10 protein-coding genes are annotated in these 13,063 nt (G+C 40.7%); 4 read left to right on the top strand and 6 right to left on the bottom strand.

Annotation, left to right across the window (positions count from 1 at the left end):
- Positions 1–197: 197 nt before the first annotated feature.
- From thsB to dnaK, 3 genes are read left to right on the top strand one after another with little or no spacing between them, the layout of a single operon-like run.
- Entirely contained in the window at positions 198–1,856 is a 1,659-nt protein-coding gene (gene thsB, locus QXL17_07550; protein MEM4258984.1) for a thermosome subunit beta, read from the top strand.
- A gap of 51 nt (positions 1,857–1,907) precedes the next feature.
- Positions 1,908–2,465, top strand: coding sequence for a nucleotide exchange factor GrpE (locus QXL17_07545; protein MEM4258983.1), 558 nt, complete (start codon positions 1,908–1,910; stop codon positions 2,463–2,465).
- The gene (gene dnaK, locus QXL17_07540; protein MEM4258982.1) at positions 2,443–4,323 is read left to right on the top strand and encodes a molecular chaperone DnaK; all 1,881 of its coding nucleotides are present in this window, start codon (positions 2,443–2,445) and stop codon (positions 4,321–4,323) included. The genes QXL17_07545 and dnaK overlap by 23 nt, the downstream gene beginning before the upstream one ends.
- Positions 4,324–4,362: 39 nt before the next feature.
- Here dnaK and QXL17_07535 read toward each other — a convergent pair whose 3' ends face one another.
- A complete protein-coding gene (locus QXL17_07535; protein ID MEM4258981.1) occupies positions 4,363–4,800 on the bottom strand; it encodes a universal stress protein in 438 nt (145 codons plus the stop codon).
- A gap of 308 nt (positions 4,801–5,108) precedes the next feature.
- Between QXL17_07535 and QXL17_07530 the strand changes: the two genes are divergently transcribed.
- A complete protein-coding gene (locus QXL17_07530) occupies positions 5,109–5,336 on the top strand; it encodes a hypothetical protein (GenBank protein ID MEM4258980.1) in 228 nt (75 codons plus the stop codon).
- 18 nt (positions 5,337–5,354) lie between these two features.
- Here QXL17_07530 and QXL17_07525 read toward each other — a convergent pair whose 3' ends face one another.
- The 5 genes from QXL17_07525 to QXL17_07505 all read right to left on the bottom strand — a co-directional run bounded on the left by QXL17_07525 (position 5,355) and on the right by QXL17_07505 (position 12,893).
- Positions 5,355–5,774 carry a CBS domain-containing protein gene (locus QXL17_07525; GenBank protein MEM4258979.1) on the bottom strand — a complete coding sequence of 140 codons (420 nt, stop codon included), beginning with the start codon at positions 5,772–5,774 and terminating at the stop codon, positions 5,355–5,357.
- 87 nt (positions 5,775–5,861) lie between these two features.
- The gene (locus QXL17_07520; GenBank protein MEM4258978.1) at positions 5,862–8,411 is read right to left on the bottom strand and encodes a hypothetical protein; all 2,550 of its coding nucleotides are present in this window, start codon (positions 8,409–8,411) and stop codon (positions 5,862–5,864) included.
- Positions 8,408–11,005: a hypothetical protein gene (locus QXL17_07515; protein MEM4258977.1), complete on the bottom strand. Its 2,598-nt coding sequence runs from the start codon at positions 11,003–11,005 to the stop codon at positions 8,408–8,410. Before QXL17_07515 ends, QXL17_07520 begins: the two co-directional genes overlap by 4 nt.
- A 48-nt stretch (positions 11,006–11,053) precedes the next feature.
- Complete coding sequence (locus tag QXL17_07510) at positions 11,054–11,998, bottom strand: deoxyhypusine synthase (GenBank protein ID MEM4258976.1); 945 nt, start codon at positions 11,996–11,998, stop codon at positions 11,054–11,056.
- 16 nt (positions 11,999–12,014) lie between these two features.
- On the bottom strand, positions 12,015–12,893 hold the full coding sequence (locus QXL17_07505) for an MEMO1 family protein (protein ID MEM4258975.1): 879 nt from the start codon (positions 12,891–12,893) through the stop codon (positions 12,015–12,017).
- Positions 12,894–13,063 lie beyond the last annotated feature (170 nt).

Genomic DNA, 13,063 nt, shown 5'->3' with positions numbered 1-13,063 from the left:
TGTTGAAAAAATCTGTAAAAAAGCTTGTTGAATTATGATTTTTTCTGTTTGCTGTGCGTGATTCTCACAGCAAAATGAGACGTTATGCTGAATTTATGGATTCATTTCGGGATGTAGCCCAAAAAAGAGAAACATTTATATAGAAGTGATTATATTCCGGTACTACTTTTAACAATATATGGAGGTAAAAAATTATGATGGCCGGAGGTCAACAACCAATAATTATATTAAAAGAAGGCACAAAACGAGAAAAAGGCAAAGGCGCACAAAACAATAACATCATGGCAGCACGAGCAATATCTGATGCAGTTAAATCAACCTTGGGTCCAAAAGGAATGGATAAAATGCTCGTTGACTCTATGGGCGATGTTGTTGTAACAAATGATGGCGCAACAATACTTAAAGAAATCGATGTCGAACACCCTGCTGCAAAGATGATTGTTGAAGTCGCAAAAAGCCAAGATGAAGAATGCGGAGATGGAACAACAACTGCAGTTATTCTCACAGGAGAACTCCTCAAATCTGCGGCTGATCTATTAGACCAAAACATTCATCCAACCGTCATCTGCGGAGGATATCGTCTAGCCGCTGAAAAAGCGATTGAAACACTTAACAAACTAGCTATACCAATCAAAGCTGACGACAAGAAAACCTTAAAAAATATCGCTATGACATCAATTGCAAGTAAAGGAGCAAGTTCAGCTCGAGAACTACTCGCAGATATTGTTGTCGAGTCAGTAACTAGTGTTGTTGAGAAAGATAGCAGTGGAAAGAACGTTGTTGATCTGGACAATATCCAAATCCAGAAAAAACAAGGAGGTTCTATCCAAGACACAGAAATCATTAAAGGTATCATCCTTGACAAAGAACGCGTCCATGAAGGTATGGAAAAACAAGTCAAAAATGCAAAAATTGCACTCGTCGATGTAGCGCTTGAAGTCAAAAAAACAGAAGTTGATGCAAAAATCGAAATTAATGATCCAACGCAGCTCCAAGCATTCCTTGATGAAGAGGAATCAATGCTTCGAAAAATGGTTGAAAAAGTTAAAAAGAGTGGAGCAAATGTTCTCATCTGTCAGAAAGGAATTGACGATCTCGCGCAGCACTTCCTTGCAAAAGAAGGTATCTATGCGGTACGACGCGCAAAGAAAAGCGATATGGAGAAACTTGCAAAAGCAACCGGCGCGCGCATCGTAGCAAAACTCGATGATCTCACTGCAAAAGATCTTGGAAATGCCGGTCTTGTTGAAGAGAAAAAAATCGGCGATGACAAAATGACCTTTGTCACCGACTGCAAAAATCCCAAGGCAGTATCGATCCTTATTCGTGGCGGAACTGAACATATTGTTGATGAACTTGAACGCGCACTCCATGATGCACTGTCTGTCGTTAAAGTAGCGATTGAAGACGGCAAAATGACAACTGGTGGTGGATCCGCAGCAACCGCTATTGCTATGGCATTACGAGATTATGCTCCCTCTGTTGGTGGCCGAGAGCAAATGGCAATCGAAGCGTTTGCAAATGCTGTTGAAATAGTTCCAAAAACGCTCGCAGAAAACGCAGGTCTCGACCCAATTGACATGATGCTTGAAATCCGCCGAGAACACAAAAAAGGAAACAAATATGCCGGTATTGATGTAATCAACGGAAAAGTTGGAGATATGCTGAAATTGAATGTCATCGAACCGCTCCGCGTCAGCGTCAATGAAATCAAAACAAGCTCAGAAACTGCAACGATGATCTTACGAATCGATGATGTCATTGCAGCAAAAGGCGGTAGCCCTGCACCCGGTGGACCAGGTGGCATGCCACCAGGCGGCGGTGGAATGGGCGGAATGGGTGGCGAGGACTACTAACAGCAAAAAACATCTATAACTTTCTTTTCTTTTTTTTCTATTTTTTGATCTATGACAACAAAAACTCCAAGTGAAAAAAAGAAAACAGTATCCGGTTCATCCTTACAAATAAAAATGAAAAAATATGAAGAAGAGATCGCTCGTTTAAACCAAGAACTAACCGAAAAAAAAGAGCAGCTTCTCCGAGCATATGCAGATATGCAAAATGCTCAGAAACGCATGGAAAAAGAATGCCAAAATAGGGATGAAGAAAACAAAAAAAAGTACCTCATCACATTACTCGATCTCCATGAGCTCCTCCAAAAAGCTTATGTAGATCCTGACCCAAAGCAAGGATTGAAATTAATCCTGAGCAATATTGAAAAAATATTCCAACAAGAAAATATTAGATGTATAGACTGTAAAGGAAAAACCTTTGATCATACTATTCATCATGCGGTTACAACTGTTGAAAAACACGACTGTGCTGATGGAATGATCGTTGACGAAGTAAAAAAAGGATATTTCCTTGGTGATAAACTCCTCCGACCATCACAGGTCGTCGTCAATAAAAAAACAGAACAATCTCAACAGGAGGGAAAGAACTATGGGCAGAATTGTAGGAATTGATTTAGGAACAACGAACTCTGAAGTAGCATATATTGAGGCTGGAAAACCAGCAATTATTAAAAGTGCTGAAGGACAACCATATTTTCCATCAGTTGTTGCCTTTACAAAAGATGGAGAAATGCTTGTCGGTGAAGCAGCGAAAAGACAAGCAGTTATGAACCCTGAAGGAACCATCCAGCGGATAAAACGAAAGATGGGACGAGGTGAAAAAGTAACCATACGCGGAAAAACATATACTCCAGAGCAGATATCAGCGTTTATTTTACAGAAAATCAAAAAAGATGCAGAAGCATTCCTTGGAGAACCGGTTACCGATGCAGTTATCACTGTTCCCGCATATTTCAACGATGACCAGCGACAGGCAACCAAAGACGCAGGAAAAATCGCTGGGTTTAACGTACGACGGATTATCAACGAGCCAACAGCCGCAGCACTTGCGTATGGTCTTGACAAAGAAGGAAATCATAAGATCGCAGTCTATGATCTTGGTGGTGGAACATTTGACATAACGCTCATGGAAGTCGGCGATGGTGTCTTTGAAGTCCTTTCAACAAATGGTGACACACAACTTGGCGGTTCAGACATGGATAAAGCCATTGTTGACTATATGGCTGAAAAATTCAAAAAAGAACACGGCGTTGACCTTCGAAAAGACCCAAAATCATTACAGCGACTTCTTGAAGCAGCTGAGACTGCAAAAATGGAATTGTCAACTACCTTACAAACCGACATCAACCTCCCGTATATCACAGTAGTTAATAACGAGCCAAAACATTTAGAACTAAAACTTACACGAGCAAAACTTGAAGAACTGGTTGGACCGATTGTTGATCGAACTGAAAAACCATGCCGGCAAGCACTTGAGGATGCAAAACTGAAACCATCAGATATCGACCATATCGTGCTTGTTGGTGGTCCGACCCGCATGCCAATTGTGGTCAACAAAGTTGAACAGATTTTCGGAAGAAAACCGAAACGTGATGTTGATCCTATGGAATGTGTCGCTCTTGGAGCAGCTATTCAAGCAGGAGTTCTCGCAGGTGATATCAACAAAGATATCGTGCTTCTTGATGTAACACCACTAACGTTAAGTATCGAGACACTTGGTGGTGTGGCAACACCGTTAATCGAACGGAACACAACAATTCCAACGAAGAAAAGTAAGATCTTCTCTACAGCAGCAGATAACCAAACCAGTGTTGAAATCCATGTCGTGCAAGGAGAACGACCAATGGCTGCTGACAATAAGAGTCTTGGTCGTTTCCATCTCGATGGTATTCTCCCAGCGCCTCGGGGGATACCACAGATTGAAGTTACTTTTGATATCGATGTCGATGGGATTATCAAGGTTTCTGCAAAAGATCTTGGAACTGGAAAAGAACAATCGATTCGGATTACTGGTTCAACAAAATTATCAGATAGTGAAATCGAACGTATGAAACAAGAAGCAAAGAAACACGAAACAGAGGATAAAAAACGGAAAGAAAAAGTTGAGGTTCGAAATACTGCTGATAGCTTGGTGTATAGCACTGAGAAAACACTCAAGGAGCTGAAAGATAAATTTAGCTCTGATGATGTGAAGAATATCGAAGAGCGATTGAAAGAACTCCGTGAGGCACTTACTGGTGATGATATCGAGGAGATTAAAAAGAAAACAGAAGCGCTCAATGAAGCATTACAGAAAGCATCAACAACCTTGTATCAGCAAGCAGCACAACAAGCTCAACAGCACCAGACATCATCAGGAGCAAGTAAAGAAAGTTGGCAAGGTTCACCTGATGATGGAGATGACAAAACAATTAATGCTGATTTTAAGGTGAAAGGCGACAAAAAAAAGAAACATACTGATGCGGATTAACCTCTGTGTAGGTTTTTCCTCCTCGTTACCCTTTTTTCTTTATACGAAATATTCTTCTGGATTTTTTGATTTTAGAATCATGACGGGGCAGTCAACCCGCTTGAGAACCTCATCAGAAACGCTCCCGAGAACACATCGATTTAACCCCTTTTTCGAACGGGTTGCCATAACAAGGATATCACCTTCTTGAGCATATTTGACGATCTCATCAGCAGGAGTACTTCCGACAATAATTTCTGTTTGAACCTTTATAACTTTTCCTTCGATCATTTTTTTGTATCCCTGAAGGATAGCTTCATGTTGTCCTCGTATTTTTTGTTCAAGAAGTGGTGATGCCATAAACTGATGGGTATCATCAATGGAGATGATTGATACTTCAACACCAAGAAGCTCTGCAAGATGAGCACCATGTTCAACCGCGATTCGTGAGATATCTGAACGATCAACAGGTATCACAACTCGGTTGATGCCTTGCATATACCATATTCTCTCCCAACAATACTTCCTTTTACGAATGGCATCTGTGCTAATTAAACGTTTTTGTTTAAAGGAAAATTGGTACGAGGTGTCATAGAACCTGGGTAGGAAGTGTACAATAAGACGTTTTAAAGAAAAACAAGAAAATAGAAATCAAGGACGTGAGAAAAATGGTGATGAGAATCGTCGGGCAAATCTCCTCTGCCGAAGAGGCATATGAAATCGAATGTATCACGAAATCATTTGTTGTTGGTATACGAGCAAAAAACCTTGCCCATCAGATCAAATAAAAAGAAGAGTTGAGAGTAATGCAGATAAAAAACGTACATATCTGGGTATGGATGCATGGTCATTATCTATGGAAAGCTGTTTATGATCCACAGAGACGCTCATTAACTATATTTAATGAATACGACGAGATGGTTATTCGAAGGACCGGATTAACTGATCAGCAGGTGAAAAATCTCGAATTTGCCTTTTTATGCATCGGTGCAAAACGAATAGATAATCATAAAGAACCATTTACCTACCTCTAAAGGAAAGATCCAGTAAACTTAATCTTTCCAAGTTGGTTTTACCCAGCTTTCGATAAACCTTTTCGAAAGATCAGATTTCGTTTTTGAAATATCTGTTACGGTGATGATACCAACGATTTTATTATCCATGACCACAGGGAGTTTTTTGATATGATATCGCGTCATGATTTCTAAGGCGGTATCAACATGGTCAAGACTATGTACGGTTTTAATGTCTGAGGACATAATATCTTTAACTAAGGTTTTTTCAGGATCTCTACGCATGCAGATGGATCGTTCTATGAGGTCTCGTTCGGTGACAATCCCTACACAGTTTTCACCATCAACGACAACAAGACAGCCAACTTTTTTTTCACGATACAGCATACATGCATCGAAGACTGTCGCAGTATGTTCAATAGTTACAACCTTTTTGGTCATTGCCTCCTTAACAAGCATACCCAGTACCTCAACATATCTTTTACATCGTATTAGAATTGTTATTGATTATACTTCGCATGACGAGCAAAACCGATGAAAGAACAGTTAATGTTCCTCACGAATTTTCTCTAATAAATAATACAAAGTCGCATAGACACGACGTTGATGATCTGTTGGCATGGTAAACGGGCTTCCCATAACTGCATCGCTGAAACAATAGCTGTCGGTAAAAACAATAATTCTTCCTGTGCTATTGGTCTGTTCGTTGGTGATTCGGATTTGAGAACAGAAACTGCTGTTATTATCACTCTCGATGAGTTTTTCTCCACCTTTGATAGTTAAATATGGTTGTACTACCACTCTACTGTCATTACAGATTGTTGTATTGGATAATGACTCAGGCGGTACAAAAAGACTGTTTGTTTCAACAGTCAAGGACATTCCATAGGAATTGATGAGATCATTGGTTGTTGAGTGTTGATTACGAATCCCATCAAAAATCAATAGAGTTCCTCCAGTGTTCAGGAATCGTTCGATGTGTTGAAGAGTTTCTAAGGAGAATGGTTTGTTTGGATTGATGAATACAAGTGTATCATATTGTTGTGTTGACCGTTCAAGTGAGAAGCTGACTGTTGGTATGTATCCAAGGCGTTGCGTCCATACATACATGGTTCCATAATTATTCGGATCTGTGTATAAGCTTGGTGTTGGTTGGAGAATAATTGTTGCATTGCTATATTCCTGTTCAAAACAAATCCACGGTATCTCAGTATGTGAAGTAGGTGGTGTATACATCGATGTTGTATACATGGTTATGACTGGCAAAGTACTTGATAGGACTAGAAGTGCTATCAAGACAAAGATGAATATTATTTTGAGTAATTCATCATGGCGAAGGATCCAAAGAGAAACACCCATGAAGAATATTGATAATAGGACGAGGATTGACCGGATAAAACCAAAGGTGTTCACGGTGTTCAAATATTGAAAAACAGATAAACTAAAAGGAGCGTACCCATCGGTGAATACACAGAAACTTGAAAAAACAGTACTATCTGTGAAGGCAACTATACGGCCCTTACCATAGGAAAAAGCAGCACATTGAACGAAATACCCGTAATTTGAATCTGTAGAACCAAACGATGATCTGAAAAAATTCTCAGTAGCATAGGTTCCTGGCTCGCTGATGATCTGTGTTCCAATCATGATGTTTTCCATGGTAATCGAACTGAGAAGCGATGTTGGTTCAAGACTACAAGACGTCATAAATTCAAACGTTGGAATATGACGAACGATCGGATGAGCAAGCACACTCGGTGGTGTGTAGGTGGTAAGTTTTCGAGTTTCAAGATGGTAGAGCGCATCGTTATTGAATCGAATGCCGAGAGGTTCTGATATCTGGTTTAGGAAGGTGTTCATGCCGAAGACATTGGTATGATCTCCGATGAGAAAAACTCCGCCACCATTCTGTACAAACTCATGAACTGTGGTGACTTCTTCATCAAGGTAGGGTTGTGTTGGACATTTTAAAATCAGGATGTCGACGGTGCTGAGAAGTTCTGAGGTTAATGTATGGTTGACATTGTAAGAAACATCATAATAATACGATACATACTGAATCCATGAGAAATAGTTGTAGGTTGAGAGTTCTCCGTACCAGGAGGTATTCACCATTTGTGTTGAGTCTTCCCATTGGGAATGGTATTCATCGATGAGAATTCTTCCTTGTTTTTTGAAACCAGGGTCTTGGTAGGTGACCGCAAGTATCAGCAGGAAACTCCAAAGAACTACCGAGAGGAGAGTAACGGTGGTTTTTTTAATAGAGTGTTGGTTTTTGAAGGTGTTACTGTTGAGATGCGAACCAATCAAAGGGAGTATCTTCATGAGAAGCAAAGCAAAAGGAATAAAGGAAAGTATTGTGATTTGCGGGTTCCAGAAGAGAGAAAGATCTGTGGTATGAGCATAGAGCAGAATAAGTGTTGCATACCTAAAAAGAAGGTAAATAAATCCAACACCAATAAAAATGAAGAAGGATGAAAGGATGCGTTTTTTTCCGGTGAAGAGCAGAAGGAGAATACCTGCTGCGAGAGTATAGAGTGCAAATGGATAGAATCCAAGTTTTTCAAGCGTGGTGGTAAACGGGTATGGTGCGTGCATGGTTTGAAGATACACAATGCCACTATTGGTTGTACTCGGTGTTCCGAAGAGATTTAATAGAAAGGTAATAAGAGGAGAAAGTAGGTCAATGCGATGGATATGAGCTGCAATGACGGTGAAAACAGAGGTACATCCTATTTGTATTGTTACAATAAGTCCAAGGAGAAAGATGCCGGTTGCAACTCGGAAAAGAAGATTTCGTTGGTTTATCAGAGTACCAAGTATAAAAAGGATGAAACTGCCACTGAGAAGAATCACGCCGATACTTATCGGGAATGGTATAATGAGCAGTGCAACGCACAGAGGAACAAGGGAGAACAGACAAATTTTTTTCGGAATGAACAAAGGTGGTGTTGTCCGCAATGCAAGGGTGGTAAGAATGATGCTGCAGAGAATGAGGAACACACCAAAGAGAACATCAATGGAGGTGTAGAGCGGAATAAAAAAAAGAAGACTACATGAAGAAAAAAGGAATGCAGGCCAGAGCAGATATCTCATGGTTTCACCTCGTAAGCAAAGAGTTCATCAATGATATTTTTGAGAAGAATAATATTCCCTGGATGGTAATCATAAATTGATTCAAGGTTAGCATCAGAAAGAAACGTACTATCACTAATGAGTAACAGACCACCGTCACCTCTCCTTGAAAATATAACGAGGGTATAGTTTTGTTGTGCATACGAGAAGGTATAATACGATTCTATGGTATCAGAAGGAGTATAGGCGATCGGCCAAGCATCGACAAACTGTGGTTCTTGTTCATCAGGAGATGTGTTGTGAAGGTAAGGTTTTGGTACCGGCCCAAGTGGTATGTCAACAATGTCAAGGTCACAGAGTTTGAGCAGCGGTGATGCAGCTGGTTTATCAAAAAATCCTGTCGTGAGCAGAACAATGCCACCTGACTGCATGTAGGTGTCAAGGATCCTGAGTTCTTCAGAGGTGAAAGATTTTGTTGGGGTATTGAAGACGAGAAGAACACTCTTTTGTACCAAGGATTCTGAGAATGTTTTTGTAATAACCGGGAGTATATTGTTTCGTTGGAGATTGATTATGAACCCAGAAAGCGATTGTTCAGTAAAGGGTACCGAATTGAACCGTTCAAGAAAGGATCGATCAATCACTGCACAGTGTGTTGGTAAGGTATTCTGAGGTATACGTGTTGTGCTAAGCTGGAGTGTCAGGAGGAGAGTAAGACAGACGAAAACCGGGATCACTCCTTGTGGTAAACGATGCTTCCGAGCAGACAGATACAAGACAGCAGCAAATAGAAAGAGTGCACCCGATACCGTGTAGAGAAGACATTGGGAAAGTGAAGAGGAGCACAACCAGGAAAAAATGTTGGTAACAAACGGGTAAGTCATGGGAAGTGCGCTGTTTTGAAACGTGCTGGTATCACCAAAAACAACGATTTTTCCTGATCCATACGTAGTTGTTGCTGCAAGAACAACATCACCAATCTGTTCGCCAGGATCATACCGGTAATCTCCAAGATAGGAAATGTCTTGGTTATCCCGATCTCCCTGATCTGAAAAACCATAGGTACCAATGATAAGTGGAAACACATCAGGCGTTATGGTAAGTGATGCACCGACATGAATATGAATGTCAGAAAAATCAGTAATACCTGTGGTGATTGGATGGTAGTTTATGTAGGTTGTAGGAAACCATTGATGTACCGTGTCAAGAGGAAGTGCTGAGTCAAAACGATATGAAATACCAAACGGCGCTATTAGATGATTGAGGGGATCTCGTATTCCACTCACATTGGTATGATCACCAAGGATGAGCAGTGAACCACCCTGTTCAACAAATCGAAGAAGAGCAGCATGTTCCCGTGGAGTAAATGAAGTGTTCAGATTGATAACGATGAAAACATCAAAATCTCTAAGAATGTCATCAGTGACTTCTCCTGTTTCGAGCAAACTGGTTGTATCGGTGAGGTTGATATATCTAGTGATATTTTCTGATGTTGGTTGATGTGTAACAAGAAACTGTGTTTTGTTGTACACGAGCAATGTGGTGTTGTAACCAGCTCGTGCAAGATAGATGGGAAGAAGTCCGAACATGCCCGCTGCATCACCGCTATACCGTCCATAGCATGGTGTATCCCACGTTCCTAGCATGTTTTCTGCATAGAAGAGCAGTTTTGGTTGATCCTTTTGTACGGTAGTCATAAAAGGAAATAAAGTGAGGGTTACTATTGCGATGCAGACGAGGAGAGCAGCCCAAATTTTCTTATTGAGAATGATTTGGTGCAAAGAAGAAGAGGAGCATCTACTGCTGTATCTCTCGTCTAATGACAGAGATTTGTTTGAAAAGATGAATGTGGTTGTAGGTAGAAGTGTTGCGATAAAAAAAGCAAGTTGAAAGCTGAGGAGGTTGTTTTTGAGATCAAAGGAGAGTTCTGCGAGGATGACAAGGGTGAAGATCCAGAGGAACCACAGGATCGCAATCATGACACCAAGTTTTTTGAGATACTTACGTGTTATTTTTAGTGAGTGAAAACATATACTACTTAAAACAACGATCATGGTAAATATAAAAATAAAAAATCCGCTGGTAGTTGGTCCAAGGAGAATCGGTTTTTGAAGCAGAAAACCAACTAGCGAAGAGATAGCAAGAGAAAATGTATGTATCACAGCATAACAATACGATATCTGGTAGTAACAGAGGTATATCAGAGCATATACAAAACTAGATCCGATGAGCAGGACAAGATCATATCGGCGACCGTTTTGGAATCGAAGGAGAATCTTAAGTCCGCTCAGGAACACAGGAATGCTGAAAAGACTTAGAACAACAGAATGAGTCGTAAGAAGTAGAATCAAAGAGAAAAAGATGAGAATAAACGCATAGAGTATCTGAATTTTGTTTTGATTCAAGCTTTTTTTTATGTGTGAAAAGGGGAGGTTAAGTAGAAGAATTGTTATGAGGAGATAGCAGCTGAGAACACGTTGAAGTGAAGGGAAAAAAAAGAGAAAGTTTTGTGCAAGCAATTGGATAACGAAAACAGTGAGAATAAACGTAATACCTGGTAAATGTTGTTGATAGCGGATAATATGTTCTCTAATCCAGTTCCCAGCTTCGGTCATAGAACTAGGCTATGACATGTTTTCATTGTGATATAAGAGTATTGGTTTTTATGACTGGAGTCGTTCAAAGAGTGCACTGATCATGAGTGGAAGAAGAACCGTAGCATCGCCTTCAATGGTGAGATGCGGTGCTTTCTCATTGATTTTACCCCAAGATATGGCTTCCCGGGTTTGCGCACCAGAAAGACTGCCATCGTACTCAACCGCAGTTGTGATGTAAACCACATAGTCAAGCCCTTCTTTGTATTGGTTCCACCAGATAACATGGTGTTTAGAGATGCCGCCACCGATGATGAGCGCACCAGTCTTTTTTGAGGTGAAAATCGTATCTGCGAGGTCTTGTTCATCTTTAAAAAGATCCATGGTGATATCTCGATGATTTTGGTAGTACATCCAGAGTTGCGATCCAAAAGCACCGTCGGTTATACCTGGAACGTAGATAGGTAGTTGATTTTTCCACGCCCAATAAATGATGGACGTCTCCTTGTTTTTTTCCCGTTGAAGTTGTTTACCAACCTCCCAAATAAGATCCCTGGTCGACCATTTCCGCTGATGTTGAAAGATGTTTGTAAACATTGGTTGAAGTTTTTGTTCAAGGATGGTTCCATAACACTCTATGGGAATGTAGATGTTGCCGAGTCGGTTGATTCCTTTCTCGTAGAGTTCTTTATCATCACCCATAAAAGAACCGTGATAGTACGGTTTCCAGAGGCGGGCAAGATCATGATCAAGTGTACCTGTTGTTGTGACAATGGCATCAAAAAGTTTCTGTTTCACAAGTTCTTTGATGATGCCGCGTGTGCCCGTTGAGATAATGCATGCAGGAAAGGAGAGAAACTTGTAGCAGTTTTTATCTCGAATCATAGTTTCAATAATATCAACACCATCAGCGACTTTTTTTGCTGAAAAACCACCGCTCTGGTATAATGCGCGGATAAGTTGATTTACCGTAGAAGTTTCAGCAGGCTGAATATCACGAACTTGTTGTTTCATAGTTTTTTCACCAGGTTTAATAGATACTGCAAGATGCATAGCCAACACAGGAGCTACTCGGGTGAACCTCATAGGAAGTCCCATATTTAAGCAGTTCGACATGCTGTGCCCCAAGTTTCTGTGCTGCCCACAGCACTACAGCAACTGGGCCATAACCACACATAGTAATATTGTGTTCATAGACTGTTCGAATAAGTCCTGCAGGGTCAAAGTTGCGTATTTTTTCTAATGCATAGGCATCTTGTCGGTGGGCAAATTCATCGACACGTAACCCTTGTGGGGGCATGGTTGCATAGTTGAACCCGACGTGGGAAAAATCAGTGCTTGCTATGAGTACTATGCGGCGTTGACTTGTTTTGATAGCATCTACGAGAATCGTTGCAATCTCATAGGCGGTGTCTTCATCTTGCATCATCATACAGATTGGAACAAAATCAAAGGATTTGCCCTGTGCGACGTATTGTAGAAAAGGGAGTTGTACTTCAATGGAGTGCTCATAATAATGGGCTGTGTCATCGGCATCTATGATACCTTTGTGAAGTTTTTTTGCAATTGTTTCATTAATCGGGATTTCCCCGAGAGGCGTTGTCCAAGCACCTTTCATCATCAGAGATACTCCTGACCCGGTACCTGTGTGATTTGGTCCAAGGATGACAAAGGTTTCTGCAAAGCCATGAGCAGCAAGTTCGTAGTATGCATGGGATGCAATTGCTCCTGAATATTGATATCCTGCATGGGGGACGAGGAGTCCTTGGAGACGCGGCTGTACCCCCAAGGTTGGTCGTTTTCCAACGCCTCGATCATCAAGAAAACATTCTTCAAGTTGCCGAAGAAGTGCTGTTTTTGTTCCAGGGTAGAATTGGCCTGCGACAACTGCTCTCCGAATTGAATGCATAATCAATATTGCCTCCTGAGTTTTGGTATATTTTCGGTGGACATATAGTTTGTGGCACGGCTACATCCCGAAATGAATCCATAAATTCAGCATAACGTCTCATTTTGCTGTGAGAATCACGCACAGCAAACAGAAAAAATCATAATTCAACAAGCTTTTTTACAGATTTT

It is taken from the genome of Candidatus Thermoplasmatota archaeon (genome assembly GCA_038884455.1).
GTDB lineage: Archaea > Thermoplasmatota > E2 > DHVEG-1 > DHVEG-1 > JAWABU01.
Note: the sequence above shows the minus strand (reverse complement) of the source record. Positions and strands in the feature narration are given on the sequence as shown.

Bases quoted from the DNA above. Each gene is read 5' to 3' on its own strand.
- thsB (MEM4258984.1), top strand. From the start codon at position 198: ATGGCCGGAGGTCAACAACCAATAATTATATTAAAAGAAGGCACAAAA.
- QXL17_07545 (MEM4258983.1), top strand. From the start codon at position 1,908: ATGACAACAAAAACTCCAAGTGAAAAAAAGAAAACAGTATCCGGTTCA.
- dnaK (MEM4258982.1), top strand. From the start codon at position 2,443: ATGGGCAGAATTGTAGGAATTGATTTAGGAACAACGAACTCTGAAGTA.
- QXL17_07535 (MEM4258981.1), bottom strand. From the start codon at position 4,800: ATGCAAGGCATCAACCGAGTTGTGATACCTGTTGATCGTTCAGATATC.
- QXL17_07530 (MEM4258980.1), top strand. From the start codon at position 5,109: ATGCAGATAAAAAACGTACATATCTGGGTATGGATGCATGGTCATTAT.
- QXL17_07525 (MEM4258979.1), bottom strand. From the start codon at position 5,774: ATGCTTGTTAAGGAGGCAATGACCAAAAAGGTTGTAACTATTGAACAT.
- QXL17_07520 (MEM4258978.1), bottom strand. From the start codon at position 8,411: ATGAGATATCTGCTCTGGCCTGCATTCCTTTTTTCTTCATGTAGTCTT.
- QXL17_07515 (MEM4258977.1), bottom strand. From the start codon at position 11,005: ATGACCGAAGCTGGGAACTGGATTAGAGAACATATTATCCGCTATCAA.
- QXL17_07510 (MEM4258976.1), bottom strand. From the start codon at position 11,998: ATGAAACAACAAGTTCGTGATATTCAGCCTGCTGAAACTTCTACGGTA.
- QXL17_07505 (MEM4258975.1), bottom strand. From the start codon at position 12,893: ATGCATTCAATTCGGAGAGCAGTTGTCGCAGGCCAATTCTACCCTGGA.